The sequence below is a fragment of the Flavobacterium sp. Root420 genome, from assembly GCF_001427905.1.
GTDB lineage: Bacteria > Bacteroidota > Bacteroidia > Flavobacteriales > Flavobacteriaceae > Flavobacterium.
In genome coordinates, this window is sequence record NZ_LMEF01000023.1 from 270,158 (window position 1) to 288,110 (window position 17,953).

At 33.4% G+C, this 17,953-nt stretch carries 13 protein-coding genes; 7 read left to right on the plus strand and 6 right to left on the minus strand.

All coding sequences use genetic code 11. The features are described 5' to 3' along the window. Window positions 1-48 precede the first annotated feature (48 nt). Entirely contained in the window at window positions 49-792 is a 744-nt protein-coding gene (locus tag ASC72_RS13220; RefSeq protein WP_056191447.1) for a diphthine--ammonia ligase, read from the plus strand. A gap of 87 nt (window positions 793-879) precedes the next feature. On the opposite strand, the gene ASC72_RS13225 is transcribed toward ASC72_RS13220, so the two are convergent. The 3 genes from ASC72_RS13225 to ASC72_RS13235 form a co-directional block, all read right to left on the minus strand. Then, the gene (locus ASC72_RS13225; protein ID WP_056191939.1) at window positions 880-1,425 is read right to left on the minus strand and encodes a DUF1697 domain-containing protein; all 546 of its coding nucleotides are present in this window, start codon (window positions 1,423-1,425) and stop codon (window positions 880-882) included. Between the two features lie 80 nt (window positions 1,426-1,505). After that, window positions 1,506-1,937: a hypothetical protein gene (locus ASC72_RS13230; protein ID WP_131725813.1), complete on the minus strand. Its 432-nt coding sequence runs from the start codon at window positions 1,935-1,937 to the stop codon at window positions 1,506-1,508. Between the two features lie 144 nt (window positions 1,938-2,081). Next, window positions 2,082-3,362 carry a phosphatidylserine decarboxylase family protein gene (locus ASC72_RS13235; protein ID WP_082564301.1) on the minus strand — a complete coding sequence of 427 codons (1,281 nt, stop codon included), beginning with the start codon at window positions 3,360-3,362 and terminating at the stop codon, window positions 2,082-2,084. Window positions 3,363-3,744: 382 nt separating this feature from the next. On the opposite strand from ASC72_RS13235, the gene recG reads away from it, so the two are divergent. Beyond that, window positions 3,745-5,853, plus strand: a complete 2,109-nt coding sequence (gene recG, locus ASC72_RS13240) for an ATP-dependent DNA helicase RecG (protein WP_056191451.1) — start codon at window positions 3,745-3,747, stop codon at window positions 5,851-5,853. 263 nt (window positions 5,854-6,116) lie between these two features. Here recG and ASC72_RS13245 read toward each other — a convergent pair whose 3' ends face one another. The 3 genes from ASC72_RS13245 to ASC72_RS13255 all read right to left on the minus strand — a co-directional run bounded on the left by ASC72_RS13245 (window position 6,117) and on the right by ASC72_RS13255 (window position 8,302). After that, window positions 6,117-6,722 (minus strand): PAS domain-containing protein, encoded by a 606-nt coding sequence (locus tag ASC72_RS13245; RefSeq protein ID WP_056191453.1) that lies wholly within the window; start codon window positions 6,720-6,722, stop codon window positions 6,117-6,119. A gap of 96 nt (window positions 6,723-6,818) precedes the next feature. Beyond that, window positions 6,819-7,679, minus strand: a complete 861-nt coding sequence (locus ASC72_RS13250) for a hypothetical protein (protein ID WP_056191455.1) — start codon at window positions 7,677-7,679, stop codon at window positions 6,819-6,821. Between the two features lie 26 nt (window positions 7,680-7,705). Next, window positions 7,706-8,302, minus strand: a complete 597-nt coding sequence (locus ASC72_RS13255) for a redoxin domain-containing protein (RefSeq protein WP_056191457.1) — start codon at window positions 8,300-8,302, stop codon at window positions 7,706-7,708. Window positions 8,303-8,829: 527 nt separating this feature from the next. Here ASC72_RS13255 and ASC72_RS13260 point away from each other — a divergent pair. The 5 genes from ASC72_RS13260 (at window position 8,830) to pheT (ending at window position 17,952) form a co-directional block, all read left to right on the plus strand. Next, window positions 8,830-9,891: an efflux RND transporter periplasmic adaptor subunit gene (locus tag ASC72_RS13260; RefSeq protein WP_056191459.1), complete on the plus strand. Its 1,062-nt coding sequence runs from the start codon at window positions 8,830-8,832 to the stop codon at window positions 9,889-9,891. A 118-nt stretch (window positions 9,892-10,009) separates the two neighbouring features. Then, window positions 10,010-13,105 (plus strand): efflux RND transporter permease subunit, encoded by a 3,096-nt coding sequence (locus ASC72_RS13265; protein ID WP_056191461.1) that lies wholly within the window; start codon window positions 10,010-10,012, stop codon window positions 13,103-13,105. 52 nt (window positions 13,106-13,157) lie between these two features. Further along, window positions 13,158-14,465 carry a TolC family protein gene (locus ASC72_RS13270; protein WP_056191943.1) on the plus strand — a complete coding sequence of 436 codons (1,308 nt, stop codon included), beginning with the start codon at window positions 13,158-13,160 and terminating at the stop codon, window positions 14,463-14,465. A 28-nt stretch (window positions 14,466-14,493) separates the two neighbouring features. After that, window positions 14,494-15,357, plus strand: coding sequence for a bestrophin family protein (locus tag ASC72_RS13275; protein ID WP_056191463.1), 864 nt, complete (start codon window positions 14,494-14,496; stop codon window positions 15,355-15,357). A gap of 174 nt (window positions 15,358-15,531) precedes the next feature. After that, window positions 15,532-17,952 carry a phenylalanine--tRNA ligase subunit beta gene (gene pheT / locus ASC72_RS13280; RefSeq protein WP_056191465.1) on the plus strand — a complete coding sequence of 807 codons (2,421 nt, stop codon included), beginning with the start codon at window positions 15,532-15,534 and terminating at the stop codon, window positions 17,950-17,952. Window position 17,953 lies beyond the last annotated feature (1 nt).

The window sequence follows — 17,953 nt, forward strand, 5'->3', positions numbered from 1 at the left end:
AACAAATCGAATGAAATTTGTAAGTTTACCACATAAAATAATAACAGCGTGCCAACACCAAAAAAAGCCTTATTTAGCTGGAGCAGCGGAAAAGATTCTGCTCTTGCCTTATACAAAATTCTACAAAATCCTGATTATAAGATTGAATGTTTATTGACGAGTGTCAATCAGCAATTTCAGCGTATTTCAATGCACGGTGTTCGTGTGGAGCTTTTAGAAGAGCAAGCAAAAAGTATAGGATTGCCTTTAAAAATTTTACAGGTTCCAGAAATGCCAACGATGGAAGTCTATGAAAATGTTATGACTGAAACCTTAACCGAAATAAAAAAACAAGGTATTACACATTCTGTTTTTGGAGATATTTTTCTGGAAGATTTACGCAAATATCGTGAAGACCAATTGGCAAAAATTGGTTTTGAAGGCGTTTTCCCAATTTGGAAAATTCCAACAAAAGATTTAATTCAGGAATTTATTTCTTTAGGATTTAAAACTATCGTCGTTTGTGTAAACGAACGTTATTTAGACAAAAGTTTTGTGGGCCGAATTATCGATCAGGATTTTATTAATGACTTACCAGAGAACGTTGATGTTTGCGGTGAAAACGGAGAATTTCACACCTTTGCTTTTGATGGTCCAATTTTTTCAAAACCAATTGACTTTGAAATTGGAGAAATCGTTTATAGAAAATATGAAAAACCTAAAAATGAAGATTCATCAGATACCGCTTGCGATACAAGTGCCAGCGATGCTTTTGATTATGGCTTTTGGTATTGTGATTTGATTCCTAAATAAATTAAACAATCGCCACGAATTCACGAATTATTAATGCCGAAAAGTAAACTCAATTCGTGAATTCGTGGCTTATTTTTTTTAAAAAAATTAATCTTCCGAGTACATTTTAAGCAGATTAGTTACCGTATTCCAATTCCGCATTGTAACGATTACATTTAATTTTTTCTCAATATACTTGCCTTCTAATCTGGTTTTTCCGGCTCCTATAGCATATTTAATAAAAATTCTGTTTCCGTCGATGCTCGCTTCGTCAGGTTTAAACTGACTGATTTTTAAATCATTTATATTTTCGCTTTTCAATGCAGTCGATACAAAAGCAACATATAATTTTTTAGTATCAATATCTTTCCCTTTTAGATATGGACTGTTTTTAAAACACAATTCCAGATCTTCTTTAGTAATAACAATCGTCGGAACTTCATGTCCAAAGACTTTAAAAATTTCCTGTTTGATTATAAATCCCACTTTTGATGCGCTTTCTTCTTCAGTATCAACAAAAACATTCCCAGATTGTAAATAGGTTCTCACATTTGTAAAACCAATATTCTCTAACATTGTTTTCAAAGCTTCCATTTTCATCATGTTATGACCTGAAACGTTGATACCGCGTAAAAGTGCTAAATGTGTTGTCATCTTTAAAGTTTTTAAAAACAAAAAACTATTCAATTTAATTACTGAATAGTTTTTATAAGTTATTGCAAATTTACATTTTTTTATCTCATTTTTTTATAAAACAAACCCGGTCCGTCAAACATTCGCCATGTACTTGTTAATAAACCTTCTGAATTTACATATAGATCTTCGCTTAAATCTCCAAAACAGCTTCCAATGATGTCATTGTCTTCCTTGTAAGTCAATTTTATATGTGTCTTATTTTGATTTTTTATAATCTCAAATTTTCCAGACGCATAAGTTTTTGTTGTTTCTTCTATTCTTATTTTTATAAAAGTACTATCTTTTTTAAAATCATAAAATTCCTGCCATTGGGGATTCCCGTTAATATAAAATGACGGAATAAAGACTCCTGTCATTTTAGTCAGTTTCCATTTTCCGTAATAATTTGGTGCGACCACACGATCAACCTCATTATTAGAACAAGAAATATGGCAAAACATTAATATAAAAACAACTCCAAACTTCTTCATAACTATTTTTTAAGTTTTTTGATTTACTTACTAGATAAAGGTTTCGTTAAAAGGTTGCTTTTATTTGTTAAAATTATTTATTAAACGAAAAAACTCTACTATTTAAAAGCAGAGTTTTTATATAATTTTACTATAAAATTTAATTTATAATACAGTTGCAATTTTAGATTTTAAAGGAATATTACTGGAATTTAAGCCTGGCTTTTGACCATGCATATCAAACGCAAGCTTTACCTGAGGACCAAAAAATAGACAGTGTGTTGAACCTCCAAAATGAAACATTCCAAGTTGATCTCCTTTTTTGACATGTTGACCTTCATAAACGGTTATTTCGCAGGAAGAAACTTCGGCCATTCCAACCGGCATAAAACACATTAATCCTATTTTTGGATTGTCAGCTTGTATAAAAATAAGTGCTCTTGTGGCTAGTTCAGTAATATAACCTTGAGAATCATTTGGCCCCGCATCGTCAAACCCTTCAGAAATTGCTTCTGCATAATAAGTTCCGTCAACAGTATATGCTTTAACGATGGTGCCACTCACCGGGCTATGCCAGCGATGGTAACTTAAAGCACTCAAAAAAGCCTGATAGATAGTTCCGCCAATAAATTTTTCTGTAAAAGAATCTCCAGCCATCATATGTTCAACAGAATATGGCTGTGCTTTTATCCAAAATTTATCCCTGCCATTTACTTTTTCAGCAATTCTGTAAGGAGCAGATTCGCAGGCGTTAGTAATTACATTATTATCGTCCGGACTTGCCAAAGGTCTCCGTCCCGGTCTAAATTCACGAGTAAAAAAATTATCCCAGGATGTAAATCCATGATGTTCTAATTCAGGCTGGCAAATAAATTCGGTATCAAAATTAGGCATCGCTTTCATCGCAGCTGCTCCAAACCAGCCTTTTTTAGGATCTTTATTTAAAACAGCACAAGAATCAGCTGATTTTAGGAAAATCCCCCATTCGTTCAACATTTTTTTGAATTGCTTATTTACTTTTTCACTTAAAAATGCAGCGTAGCCAGCTTCAGTTCCCATTGACCAGTCTAAAATGGCATTAATAGGGAAACCAACAACTCCCGTTGTATTAAATTCAGGAGCATTCGTCATAATAGTATTAAACAATTGCAGCATATGATGATAATCACGAACCTGTTTATTTCCGGCAGGATCTTTTCTGTACTTCTTTGGAACCTGACTAAACATCAAATTAAAATACATAAATACTTCGGGGTCGTTTTCTATAAAAGACTTAAATTCAGCAATAACAGGCAATAATTGTTTTGGATTTTTATCCGTTTCCTCAATTAAAACATTCATCCACTCCTGAAGAATCTTTTTATCAGAAGGAAGCCATTCTCCTACTCTAAAAGGTGCCTGAACATGGTTGTTTTCGATTGTTTCTGTAAATTTGATTGTTTCCATAATAAAGAAAGTTTAATGTTAGATTTAATGTTTTTGGCAGAGATTTTAGAAATCAATTTATTTATCTTTAACTAAAACTCATAAACAAAGATACTATTATGTAGGATAATTTTTAGTTTTAAATATAGAATTATTTAAAAATCAGGTATTTATACGTACAAAAAACATTTTAATTTTCAACCCAAAGCAAAGTACTTCTTTTTGTCACAGTATAAATTCTAAAAAATATTGATTTTCAAATTTCCCAATTAAAATCTATCTTCGCTTTTCCAAAGATGAAAGAAAATAGAGTATAGAATAAAGAGAATAGATTCTGCCTATGTTCTTTATTCTATGCTCTATTTTCTAAAATCTAAATCGTTTCTAAAATCTAAAATAATTAATGTCTAACAATCTCCTTGAAACCCCGATCGAATACTTAAAAGGCGTTGGTCCGAGTCGTGGCCAGTTGCTTCGTAAGGAATTGGGCATTCATAAATACGGAGATTTAGTTAATTTTTTTCCGAATAGGTATATTGACAGGACTCGTTATTATAAAATAAATGAGCTTCAAAATACTGGAACCGAAGTTCAGATTATTGGAAAAATCATCAACATAAAAACAGTTGAATTTGCGAAAAACAAGAAGCGTTTGGTTGCCACTTTCGTGGATGATACAGGCCAAATTGATTTGAATTGGTTTCAGGGCCATAAATGGATTCGTGAAAGTTTAAAACTGAATGAAGTTTGTGTGATTTTTGGAAAATGTGCTTTGTATGGAAGCCAATTTAGTATGGCGCATCCGGAAATTGAGTTATTAAGCGAACACGAAAAAAGCCTTCGTTCAGCCATGCAACCGATCTATCCTTCTACAGAAACACTTGCAAACAGAGGGATTTCAAACCGAACTATTAATAAAATGATGGAGCAATTGTTTTTGGAAACCCAAGCCTTGTTTACTGAAACTTTTCCGCCTTATTTAATTGAAGAATTAAAATTAATTCCAAAAAGAGCGGCCTTATTTAATATTCATTTTCCAAAAAGCACTGATGCTTTGGCGAAAGCCCAATTTCGATTAAAATTTGAAGAATTGTTTTTTATTCAGCTTCAATTAATTACTAAGAACCTAATTCGGAAACATAAAATAAAAGGGCATCCCTTTACCAAAGTGGGTGAACTTTTTAATGAATTTTATCAAAATCACTTGCCATTTGAACTTACGAATGCTCAAAAAAGAGTAATAAAAGAAATTCGTGCAGACATGGGAAGCAATGCCCAAATGAACCGATTATTACAAGGAGATGTGGGTTCCGGAAAAACTATTGTGGCTTTTATGAGCATGCTGTTGGCTATTGATAATGGTTTTCAGGCATGTTTAATGGCTCCGACAGAAATTCTGGCAAATCAGCATTTTATTGGTTTATCTGAATTGGCTAAAACATTAAATCTTACTATCAAAATACTGACAGGATCAACCAAAACTGCGGCTAGAAAAGTAATTCACGAAGAACTTGAAAATGGCAGTTTACACATTTTAATAGGTACTCACGCTTTACTGGAAGATAAAGTACAATTTCAAAATTTAGGTTTGGCTGTAATTGATGAGCAACATCGTTTTGGTGTAGAACAACGTTCGAAATTATGGAAGAAAAATGATATTCCGCCACACGTTTTAGTAATGACCGCTACTCCTATCCCCAGAACTTTGGCGATGAGTTTATACGGAGATTTAGATATATCTGTAATTGATGAATTGCCACCTGGCAGAAAACCAATTCAGACTGTACATCGTTTTGACAGTAATCGTTTGAAAGTTTGGAAATTCCTTCGTGACGAAATTGCTTTAGGAAGGCAAATTTATATCGTTTATCCGTTGATTCAGGAATCTGAAAAAATGGATTATAAAGATTTGATGGACGGTTACGAAAGTATCTCGCGTGATTTTCCGCTGCCTCAATATTCCATTTCAATTTTGCATGGAAAAATGAAACCAGCAGATAAAGATGCTGAAATGAAACGCTTTTCTGAAGGAAAAACCAATATTATGGTGGCTACAACCGTAATTGAAGTTGGTGTAAATGTTCCGAATGCGAGTGTAATGATTATTGAAAGTGCTGAACGTTTTGGATTGTCACAGTTACACCAATTACGTGGCCGTGTTGGTCGTGGCGCCGAACAAAGTTATTGCATTTTAATGACGAGTCACAAATTAAGTGCTGATAGTAAAACCCGTATGGAAACTATGGTTCAAACGAATGATGGTTTTGAAATTGCAGAAGTCGACCTGAAACTACGTGGTCCCGGAGATTTAATGGGAACACAACAAAGCGGTGTTTTAAACCTTCAGATTGCGGATATAGTCAGAGATCGTGATATTTTAAGTTTAGCCCGAAATTATGCAATGAAAATTCTAAAAGAAGACGGCCCTCTCCAAAAACCAGAACATGCTGTACTAAAAGCTGTATTTATAGAATTGACGAAGAAGAAAAACATTTGGAATTATATTTCTTAAGGTTCAAAGCTATAAGGGCTCAAAGGGACAGAGGTTTTTGAAAACCTAAAGCTAAAAAAACTCAGTGTAATTGTCTTTGGCAAGAGTGGTTAGACTGGGTGCAAATTTTTGATTTGAATATTTTCTTCGATACAATGAAGCTATCAATTTTAATTATCTCTTTTTTGGAATTATATTAGTTAAGTTCCTAAGTCTCTAAGATTCTAAGTCACTAAGCTTTAATCTTAGTGACTTAGAATCTTAGAGACTTAGGAACTTAAAAATTATTTCTTTTTAGGCGCTTCTTTCTTTTCAAAGAGACCATTAAAAAGACCTTTACTCACTTTGTTTTTATCATCTTTTCCTGTTGCAACAAGATGATCAATATATTCCATATATGTTTTTTTGCGTTCCTCTAAAAAGCCAGTCAAATAGTCTTCAGCTGCTAACATTCCACTGGCTTCTTCGATATGTAAAAGCTTTTTATACAGAGGTTCGATGAACTTTACAATAATATCCTCTGAAACGGATTTTCTTGTTCCAAAATATCCCACGATCTCACCATCAGAATCGGCTACGATTTTAAAATCGGTAATTACCCAATAATATCTACCCGTTTTAGACATATTCTTGATGATGGCATGAATGTTTTTACCCGATTTAATACTATCCCATAGCAATTTAAAAATCACTTTAGGCATGTCAGGATGGCGAATTAAATTATGAGGCTGTCCAATAAGCTCAAATTCATCATAACCGGAAACGTCAATAAAATCTTCATTGGCGTATAAAATGGTTCCTTTTGTATCTGTTTTACTGAGTAGTACTTTATTCTTATTCCAATCAACTTCTCTGTCTGATGGGATCGGGCGGGTAATTCTGGTATCCATAAATTTTGTATTTAAAATTAATATGTAATTACATTCTGAGTATAGTATTCAATTGCATAAAGTATAAATTATTTGATTACAATAAGTTAGAAATCTTTAGTGTGATGGTCTACTATTGATTGACTTAACATGAATATCATTAACCATATCATCAATTTTTTTGGCACTTTCACGCATCATATCTAAATAACTTAAAAGCTGATCGTTATCCGTATGGTCTTTTGATACATCAATAAGTTTTAACACTGAACTTACTGGCAATTTCAGATCTAATGTGGTTCTGTGTACAAAATCATTATATTCTTTAGTGGCAGATAATGAACTATATTTTGCCGATGCCAATTTCATATTTTCCAATTCATATTCATCAGATATTTTAGAAATATGGTTTTGGCTATGCGCTTTAAAATAGTAAGCCCAATATCCGTTCATAAAGAAAACGACAGCAGCTAATATTACATGAATAATAAACGTTTCCATATCGAAATTCACTTGCGAAAAATACAATTGTATTCCTTTTGGATCTGTGTAAATAAAGTTTTGCATATAAGCCAAAACTCCATGATGCAAGACAACTAAAAGCGTAAGTGGAATTTGTAATTTCCAGTTTTGATAAATAATCAGGATTGTGCTGGCAATAAAAACCGTAAAGTGCATTTCGAACAAACCATGCATCTGATAAATATATTGCGCCATAAAAATGGCAAGCACAACCGATAATACATATTGATAAAATTTGGATTTTTTAAGAAAAAATTTTGCCGAATAATACGCTAATAGATTTAATGTTCCCACTCCTGCTCCAATCTCCCAGGTATCATATTTAAAAGCCAGAGCGATCCCGAGTAGAAAATAAATGGCAAGAACATAATTAATAATCGTATCTGATTTTTGTGTCATTGTAGACATAAAATTGTACAGGTAATCCTGTTCATTCAAACTAGCTTTTACTTTCATAATTTTAGGTAATGTTAAGGTTAGATTTATTTAGTGCATTTTGGTAACGAACATCCATAAGCCCGGAGGGCTAACGCATCAAATGAAGGGGCATTTGTATGACTTAATAAAGAATCTATTGCCTGCTGGGCATAATTACTATCGGCATTGGTGCAATATCTGGTTTTATTGTAATTGCCGCGATAATATAAGTTTTGAGAAGCATCGACGAGAACTGCCTGAGGCGTTGAGAAAACACCACAATTTTTTGCTATTTCTTCATCAAAATAAACAGGGATTTTTGCGTCAAATTTGTTCTGAATTTCTTCTATTGTAAAAGTTTTTTCTTTGTTTAGAACCACAATTTTAAAATTGATTCTGTCTCCGTATTTTTTAATCAGGCCACTAACGTGGGGTATATTAAAACGTGAACACGGACAATCAGGATTAAAAAAATGGATAAAAACAGGTCTTTGATCTGTCACACAACATTTTAAATCAATTTTACTCCCCATGGCTATCTCATAGTAACCTTTAGGAACTGGTGTAGGCAAACTGTATTTAAATTCATTTTGCCAAAACAAATAAGAAATTGCAACAAGTAAAAAAGTAAACCATAAACCAAGAAGTAATTTTTTCTTCATAAATAGACGATTTTTAATTTAAAATATAAACAGTTGTTAATTTATTGACCTGTAAAAACAAAAAAATTAACTCAATAGAAATAAAAAACCTACACATATTAACGTTTAACATGCAAAATCATTAATATTCTCACAAAAAAATCATAATATTGTTTAACGTTATCAATGTTACAAATAAAATCGATAAACAACAAAATAAATCAGACAAAATACAGCAAAAAAACATTATATACGTTTTTTCTTACTTTACAAACGCGTAATTTTACTTTTTTTTTAAGTAAAAACTTAATAAAATTGTATTTATAAATACTGTTTCTTCACTTTTTTACATCAATTATTTAAGTATAAAAAACTTTTTTTGCCACTACATTAAACCTTTGTAAACAGAAACAGTCTTATATAGAATCTAATTTAAAAACTTGTACATACAAATGTTAAATAATGGCCCAACCTCTTTCGATTACGGTTCAAAAAGTTAAATTTGTAAGCTACTAAAAACAATCCCAAAAAACATTTACCTCAATTTTATGAAAGTAAAAAATCTAGTTTATGCCCTGTTAATTATAGTACTCGGAGGGTTTATTGCCTACAGAGTTGTTTCTAACAAAAGTAAAAACGACGAGTCTAAAAAGTCCGGCGATAAAGACCGCCCTACAACTGTAACAGGTATTGTGGTTAAAACTTCCACATTTGATAATAACCTGTCATTATCCGGATCTGTGGAAGCCAATGAGCAAATAGAAATTCACAGTGAAGTTTCAGGAATTGTTGAAGGTATTTATTTTACTGAAGGCACATATGTAAATAAAGGCCAGGTACTATTTAAGGTAAATGATATTGAATTAAGAGCACAACTAAGACAAGCCCAAACTAAAGAAGGTTTGGCAGCTGAAAATGAAAGAAGAGCAAAATTATTACTTCAAAAAGAAGCTATTAGTCAGGAAGAATTTGATGTTGCAAATGCAGACTATGCTTCTATGAAAGCACAGACGCAATTAATTAAGGCTCAAATTGCCAAAACTTCTGTAAAAGCACCATTTTCAGGAAAAATTGGTTTACGCTCTATTTCGCCAGGAACTTATATAACGCCAACTGTTTTGGTAGCAAAATTAGTCAATACCGGAAAATTAAAAATAACGTTCTCTATTCCTGAAAAATATGCCTCGCAAGTAAAATCAGGTTCAACTATAGATTTTTCAGTTTCAGGATCTGATAAAGTGTATTCAGCAAAAATATATGCTATTGAACCAGAGGTAGAAGTAGCAACCCGTACTTTACAAATTCGCGCTATTGCAGATAATATAGATGGAAAACTTTTTCCTGGAACTTTTGCTGATGTAAAACTACCTTTAAATATTATTAAGGATGCAATTGTAGTTCCTTCAGAAGCTATAGTTCCTGTACAAGACGGGAAAAAGGTGTATATCGCCAATATGGGAAAAGCTAAAGAAGTTATGGTTGATGCAACAACAAGAACAGATGCTTCAATTTTAATTCTTTCAGGATTAAAAGCAGGTGACACCCTGATTACAAGTGGAGTTATGTCATTGAAAAATGAAGCACCTATAAAAGTTCAGGTTAAAAAATAGTTTTGAGTTATGAATTTTGAGTTATGAGTTTTTCAACCCATTCTCTATATTCTATTTTCTTTATTCTAAAAATCTAAAATCAATCCCGACGCTTCGGGACTAAAATTTAAAACTTAACATGAGTTTATCAACTACAAGTATAAGAAGACCTGTTTTAACCATTGTACTGAATCTTTTGATCATTTTATTCGGTTTCATTGGTTATACATTTTTGGGTGTTCGGGAATTTCCCTCAATTGATCCGGCGCAGGTTTCTATCAGAACAAACTATACCGGAGCCAATTCTGATATTATTGAATCACAAATTACTGAACCCTTAGAAAAAGCAGTAAATGCCATTGACGGAATTCGAAATATTACTTCATCAAGTAATCAGGGAAGCAGTAATATTACCATCGAGTTTAATTTAGATAAAAATCTGGAAGAAGCTGCGAATGATGTTCGTGATAAAGTTTCGCAGGCTATTAGAAGCTTGCCACAAGATATTGATGCGCCACCTGTTGTATCTAAAGCTGATGCTGATAGTGATGCCATTATTTCGATGACTGTTCAAAGTGACAGCCGAAGTTCGTTAGAATTAAGTGATTATGCAGAAAACGTAATTTCGCAGCGTTTAGAAACGATTCCCGGAGTAAGCGGTGTCCAAATCTGGGGACAAAAACGTTACGCCATGCGTCTGTGGATTGATCCTGTAAAATTGACTGCATACCGTTGTACTGTTGCTGATGTTCGTAATGCCCTTAATGCGCAAAACGTAGAATTACCATCTGGAAAACTAACAGGAAACAACACCGAATTAACAGTAAAAACAGTTGGAAACCTTTCTAAACCGGAGGAATTCAACAATATTATTGTTCGTACCGATGGAGACAAAATTGTTCGTTTAAGTGATGTTGGCGGAGCTGAATTAGGTCCTGAGAACATTGAAACTAAACTGAGTCAATCCGGACTTCCTATGATTGGTTTAGCCATCGTTCCGATGCCTGGTGCGAATTATCTGGATATTTCAGCTGAATTTTATAAAAAGTACGAAGCTTTAAAGAAAGATCTTCCAAAGGATATTAAATTAAACATTGCCCTTGACAATACTATTTTTGTAAAAAAATCAGTTTTAGAAGTTGCTGAAACCTTAGGGATTTCTATCATTTTGGTAATAATCATTATCTATTTGTTTTTTAGAGACTGGGCAATTGCGTTCAGACCTTTAATTGATATTCCGGTTTCGTTAATTGCTACGTTTTTTATTATGTGGCTTTTTGGATTCTCAATCAACGTTTTAACCTTATTGGCAATTGTTTTAGCCACAGGTCTGGTCGTAGATGACGGTATTGTTGTAACGGAGAACATTTTTAAGAAAGTCGAAGAAGGTATGTCACCAATCGAAGCAGCTATAAAAGGTTCTAATGAAATTTTTTATGCTGTAATTTCGATTTCAGTAACATTGGCTGCCGTATTCCTACCGGTAATTTTCTTAGAAGGTTTCGTGGGGCGACTCTTTAGGGAATTTGGTGTTGTAATTGGTGCCGCAGTATTAATTTCTGCCTTTGTATCCCTGACCTTAACGCCAATGTTAAATGCCTATTTAATGAAAGGCGGCGAACAGAAAAAATCTAAATTCTACATTAAAACAGAACCGTTCTTTGAAAAATTAAATAGTGGCTACGCTGACGCCTTAAATCGTTTTATGGATAGAAAATGGATCAGTTTTCCTATTTTAATTGCTTGTTTTGGATTGATTTATCTATTTTTTACCATTCTTCCAAAAGAAACCGCTCCTTATGATGACCGTAGTTCGGTAACTATGCGTATGACAACTCCTGAAGGTTCATCTTATGAATATACAGATCGTTTCATGCAGGAAATTTCAAGATTGGTAGATGATTCAATTCCGGAGAAAAAAGTAAGTTTGGTTATTACGGCTCCAGGCTTTGGTGCTTCAGCAACAAATACCGGTTTTATCAGGCTTTCTCTTAAAGAACCGGACGAAAGAAAAAAATCTCAAAAAGATATTGCCGATCAACTAACAAAATGGACAAAACAATACCCAGATGCTAAAACATCTGTGATTCAACAACCCACCATCGCCGTTAACAGACGTGGCGGTTTGCCAATTCAGTATATTATCCAGGCTCCGAATTTTGAAAAACTAAGAGAAAAAATTCCGGTTTTTATGGATGAAGTAGGTAAAAGTGATATTTTCTCTATTTCGGATGTTAATCTAAAATTTAATAAACCTGAAATCAACGTTAGTATCGATCGTGAAAAAGCAGAAAGTTTAGGGATTTCTATCATTGATATTGCTCAGACACTGCAACTTTCATTAAGCGGGCAACGTTTTGGTTATTTCATTAAAAACGGAAAACAATATCAGGTAATTGGTCAGTTTGATCAAAAAGACCGATCTAAACCTTTGGATTTAACATCGATGTTTGTAAAAAGCAAAAGTGGAGAATTAATTCAGATGGACAACGTTGTTAAAGTTGAAGAACAAAGTAATCCGCCACAATTGTATCACAACAACAGATACATGTCGGCTACTGTTTCTGCAGGTTTAGCACCTGGAAAAAGTATCAGCGATGGTATTCAGGAAATGGATAGGATTAAATCGAAAGTTTTAGACGAAAGTTTCACCACCGATTTAAGTGGAGAATCGAGAGATTTTGTTGAAAGTAGTTCGAATACTTCTTTCGCTTTCGGATTGGCTTTATTATTAATCTTTTTAATTCTTGCCGCACAATTTGAAAGTTTTATTGATCCGTTTATCATCATTTTAACGGTACCAATGGCGGTTGCCGGAGCATTATTCTCTTTATGGTTATTTAATCAGACATGGAATATTTTCAGCCAGATTGGAACTGTAATGCTTATTGGACTGGTAACTAAAAATGGAATTTTGATCGTAGAGTTTGCGAACCAGCTTCGTGAACAGGGAAAACCAAAATTAGAGGCCATTTTAGAAGCTTCAGAAGCACGTTTACGTCCAATTTTAATGACGAGTTTAGCGATTGCCTTAGGTGCGTTGCCAATTGCAATGTCACTTGGAGCCGCATCTACAAGTAGAATCGGGATGGGAGTTGTAATTGTTGGAGGAACTATTTTCTCTTTAGCATTAACACTTTTTGTTATTCCGGCGATTTATTTGATGTGGTCTAAAGCCAGAAAACATTATCCGGAATTCGATCACATTGATGAATACGAAAAAGAAAGTAAATAATTTATTAGCCGCGAATTTAAGTCAATTGAATTCATGGCAAAAGAAAACAAATATGAATACTAAAATTTTGTTCCGCAGTTTAATATTCTTCTTTTGCATTACAAATATAAATGCTCAGGAAGTTCTGACTATTGGAGATGCTATGAAAATAGCTTTAGAAAATAATTTTGAAATTAAGATTGCCAAAAATAATACAAAGATAAATGAGACCAATGTTACTATTGGAAATGCAGGAATGTTACCTGTCGCTACTGCTTCAATAACAGATAATAACAGTATTCAGAATTCGTCGCAAACACGTCAGGATGGTACTTCAACCTCTTTGGATAATGCAAAAAACAACAGTTTGAACTATGGAGTAAGTTTGGGCTGGACTGTTTTTGATGGTATGAAAATGTTTGCCAGACTTGATCAGTTAAAAGAACTTCAAAAATTGGGTGATTCTCAGTTAAAACAAACAATTTTAATCAAGATTGGTCAGGTTAATTCTGCTTATTATGATTTGGTTCAGCAACAGCAGCAATTGGCCGCTTTAGATACAACAATCGTTATTTCAAAACAACGTTTAACATTAGCGCAAAACCGTTTTAGCATTGGAAAAGCTTCAAAATTAGAAGTTTTAAATGCACAGGTAGATTTAAATTCAGATCAGGTTGCCTTGCTAAGACAAAAAGAGTCATATGCAAATGCTAAAATTTTACTGAATCAATATTTAGCCCGTGATCCAAAAATTGATTTTAAAGTAACTGACTTGGTTACCGTTGATAATTCGCTGGTTTTAGCCGATTTAATAAATTTGGCACAAAAACAAAACCCAGGTTTAGAAGCTCAGATCATCAATAAACGAATTGCCGAATTGCAACTAAAACAAGTAAAAGCAGACCGATATCCGGTTGTAAATTTGACCTCTGGCTACAATTTTTCAGAAAACCAATCTAGTTTAGGATTTACAAGCCAGTCATCGGCAAGAGGTTTAAACTACGGTTTTAATGCAACATTAAATATATTTGATGGTTTTAATCAGCATCGAAATGAAAAAGTAGCAAAACTGCAAATCGAAAATTCTCAAATTGCAATCGAGCAACAAAATATGATTCTGAATACGCAATTAAGCACTGCTTTTCAAACATATCTAACCAATTTAGAATTAATTGACCTTGAAGAAGATAACGAAGCTATTGCCAGACAAAATTTAGAAATCACTTTGGATAAATTTAAAATTGGAACTATCACTACGCTTGATTTCAGAACGGCTCAGCTTAATTATGTTAATGCAAAAGTGCGTTACAGTAATGCTCAATACGAAGCTAAATTATCTGAAATTGCATTAAAAGAATTAGCCGGAAATATGAATTTTTAAGTAAATTTGTTTCAAAAACTAGTTATAAATGATTGCATACAATACTAAGGAGTGGTTCACTTTTATATTTCATTTTCATAAATCGGACACTGTCCGAAAGTTATTTCCGATAATGATTGCAATCGGAATTTATTCCGGAATTGTAGGTTATTTAGAGGTTGTTTATTTAGGGATTGATACCAATCATTACATCAAAAACATTCCGTTAATGCATGGAATATTGGGATTTGTAATTTCGCTTTTATTAGTGTTTAGAACAAATACTGCTTACGATCGTTGGTGGGAGGCAAGAAAACTTTGGGGCGGATTAGTCAATAACAGCCGCAATTTTGCAATTAAACTTTCTGCTATTTTAAAAGATGAGAACGATCGTAAATTCTTCAGAAAATTTATTCCGGGTTATGCCTCGATTTTATACAAACATTTAAACAATTCTGATACAGCCAAACAGCTTTTTGACGATGTTGATTTAGAACTTGATCATCATAAACACAAACCGAATCAGGTGAAACGTATGATGTCGCATAAAATTAATGATCTATACGAAGCGAAGAAAATTACAGGCGATCAGCTTATTATTTTAAATAACGAGCTGGTTGCTTTTACTGATATTTGTGGTGCGTGCGAGCGAATAAAAAACACACCTATTCCCTACTCTTACAGCGCTTTCATCAAAAAATTCATTTTCTTTTACACAATGACTTTACCTTTTGGCTATTCTTTAAGTCTGGGTTATTACGTTGTTCCTGTAGTGGTTTTTATCTTTTACGTACTGGCAAGTTTAGAATTAATTGCAGAGGAAATCGAAGATCCTTTTGGAGATGATGAAAACGATTTACCTATTAAAAAGATTTCTGAAAATATCAAAAAACATGTTGAGGAACTGATTTAAAAAATAGCTTCAAAAATTCCATTAAATAACCTGAACTGCAAAATAAGACATACTTAAACAATTATTTGGTTTTCAGGAAATTAAAAACAGTCAGAAAAAACCAAATAAATTGTTTCTTACTCCAACCCGCAATCCTTATATTTGTATCCTTATACAAGAATAATATAGTTAAAAATGAAAATATCTTACAACTGGTTAAAACAATTTATTAAAACAGATTGGACATCTGAGCAAACTTCAGAATTACTAACAGATTTGGGTCTGGAAGTCGAAGTTGTCGAAAAATACCAATCTATAAAAGGTGGTTTAGAAGGAGTTGTTGTAGGACACGTACTTACTTGCGAAAAACATCCTGATGCCGACAGATTAAAAGTTACAACTGTAAATATTGGTTTAGAGGCTCCTGTACAAATTGTTTGTGGTGCTGCTAATGTTGCTGCCGGACAAAAAGTTCCTGTTGCTACCATCGGAACGGTTTTATATGATAAAGAAGGCGCTGAATTTACTATAAAAAAAGGAAAAATTCGCGGACAGGAAAGTCACGGAATGATTTGTGCCGAAGATGAATTAGGTTTAGGTACAAGCCACGACGGAATTATGGTTCTTGATGATGCCTTAGAACCTGGAACTCCTGCTGCAGTTGTATTTAAAGTTGCAAATGACGAAGTATTCGAGATTGGATTGACTCCAAACCGTGCTGATGCCATGAGTCATTATGGAACTGCTCGTGATTTAAGAGCAGGAATGCTGCAACGTGGTGTAAACGTAGAATTGATTACGCCATCTGTGACCAATTTCAGAGTCGATATGCGTACTTTAAAAATTGACGTTAATGTTGAAGAACCGCAATTAGCACCAAGATATTGTGGTGTAACGATTTCAGGAATCACCGTTCAGGAATCTCCGGCCTGGTTGCAAGATCGTTTGAAAGCTATTGGGTTAACTCCTAAAAATAATATTGTTGACGTTACTAATTATGTATTACATGAATTAGGACAGCCTTTGCATGCCTTTGATGCTGCAAAAATCAACGGAAAAATAATTGTAAAAACACTTCCTGAAGGGACTAAATTTACAACTCTGGACGATGTCGAAAGAACATTGCATAAAGAAGATTTGATGATTTGCGACGAAAAAGGTCCGTTATGTATTGCGGGTGTTTTTGGAGGAAAAAAATCAGGCGTTACAGATGGTACCACTTCTATATTCTTGGAAAGTGCTTATTTTGATGCTGTAAGTATTCGTAAAACAGCTAAAAGACACGGTTTAAACACAGATGCTTCTTTCAGGTTTGAAAGAGGAATTGATCCGACTATTACAGAATATGCTTTAAAACGTGCTGCCATTTTGATTTTGGAAGTTGCGGGCGGAAAACTTACCTCTGATGTTGTGGAAGTTTATCCTAAAAAAATAGAGGATTTCTCTGTTTTATTGAATTTCAGCCATGTTTATAAAATTATTGGACAGGAAATTCCAAAAGATACTATCAAGAAAATCCTGGTTTCTTTAGACATTAAAGTAAACAGTGTTTCTGATTCTGGCTTAGGGTTGACTATTCCGGCTTACCGCGTTGATGTGCAACGTGAAATTGACGTAATCGAGGAAATCTTAAGAGTTTACGGTTACAATAACATTAATTTTTCTAAGAAATTCAATGCAACTGTTGCCAATTCACCAAGAACAGAAGATTATAAAGTACAAAATGTTATTGCTTCACAACTGAATTCCCAGGGTTTTCATGAAATGATGGCCAATTCGTTGACTACTGCAGCCTATGCAAAATTATCTGCTTCATTAAAAGAAGAGCACAATGTAACTATGCTAAATCCGTTAAGTAGTGATTTATCAACTATGCGTCAGTCTTTACTGTTTTCTGGTTTAGAAGCAATATCGTATAACATCAATAGAAAAAATGCGGATTTAAAATTATTTGAATTCGGAAAAACATATCATAAATATCTTAACGGATATGAGGAACATAAACATCTTTCTTTATTAATTTCAGGAAACAGAAATAAAGAAAGCTGGACAAATCCTCAAAAAACCACCGATTTCTTTTTATTAAAAGGATTTGTTAAAGGAATTGTTACCCGTTTGGGGATTGATAAAATCTCAAATGCCCCGGTTCAATCTGACATTTTTTCAGAAGGAACTGCGATTTGCTACAACAATGATACTTTAGTAGAAATGGGTGTTGTTAAGAAATCTATTCTAAAACATTTTGGAATCAAACAAGATGTTTATTATGCTGATTTCAATTGGGATTTAGTTCTTAAAATTATTACAGGAAAAATCAAATATTCTGAGATTCCTAAATATCCTGAAGTTCGCAGGGATTTGGCTTTGCTAATTGACCAAAGTACAACATATGAAAGTATTTTCAATTTGGCTAAACAAACAGAGAAAGCCCTTTTAAAAGACATTAATTTGTTTGATGTGTATGAAGGAAAAAATCTTCCGGAAGGCAAAAAATCATACGCGCTAAGTTTTACCATTCAGGACAATTCCAAAACGCTTACAGACAGTCAGATTGATAAAATCATGTCTAAACTGCAACAAACTTTTGAAACTGAACTTGGAGCAAGTTTAAGATAAA

What these genes read in the sequence shown, in the direction of transcription:
- ASC72_RS13225 (WP_056191939.1), bottom strand. Translation starts at nt 1,425, where the DNA reads ATGACAACACATTTAGCACTTTTACGCGGTATCAACGTTTCAGGTCAT.
- ASC72_RS13230 (WP_131725813.1), bottom strand. Translation starts at nt 1,937, where the DNA reads ATGAAGAAGTTTGGAGTTGTTTTTATATTAATGTTTTGCCATATTTCT.
- ASC72_RS13235 (WP_082564301.1), bottom strand. Translation starts at nt 3,362, where the DNA reads ATGGAAACAATCAAATTTACAGAAACAATCGAAAACAACCATGTTCAG.
- recG (WP_056191451.1), top strand. Translation starts at nt 3,745, where the DNA reads ATGTCTAACAATCTCCTTGAAACCCCGATCGAATACTTAAAAGGCGTT.
- ASC72_RS13245 (WP_056191453.1), bottom strand. Translation starts at nt 6,722, where the DNA reads ATGGATACCAGAATTACCCGCCCGATCCCATCAGACAGAGAAGTTGAT.
- ASC72_RS13250 (WP_056191455.1), bottom strand. Translation starts at nt 7,679, where the DNA reads ATGAAAGTAAAAGCTAGTTTGAATGAACAGGATTACCTGTACAATTTT.
- ASC72_RS13255 (WP_056191457.1), bottom strand. Translation starts at nt 8,302, where the DNA reads ATGAAGAAAAAATTACTTCTTGGTTTATGGTTTACTTTTTTACTTGTT.
- ASC72_RS13260 (WP_056191459.1), top strand. Translation starts at nt 8,830, where the DNA reads ATGAAAGTAAAAAATCTAGTTTATGCCCTGTTAATTATAGTACTCGGA.
- ASC72_RS13265 (WP_056191461.1), top strand. Translation starts at nt 10,010, where the DNA reads ATGAGTTTATCAACTACAAGTATAAGAAGACCTGTTTTAACCATTGTA.
- ASC72_RS13270 (WP_056191943.1), top strand. Translation starts at nt 13,158, where the DNA reads ATGAATACTAAAATTTTGTTCCGCAGTTTAATATTCTTCTTTTGCATT.
- ASC72_RS13275 (WP_056191463.1), top strand. Translation starts at nt 14,494, where the DNA reads ATGATTGCATACAATACTAAGGAGTGGTTCACTTTTATATTTCATTTT.
- pheT (WP_056191465.1), top strand. Translation starts at nt 15,532, where the DNA reads ATGAAAATATCTTACAACTGGTTAAAACAATTTATTAAAACAGATTGG.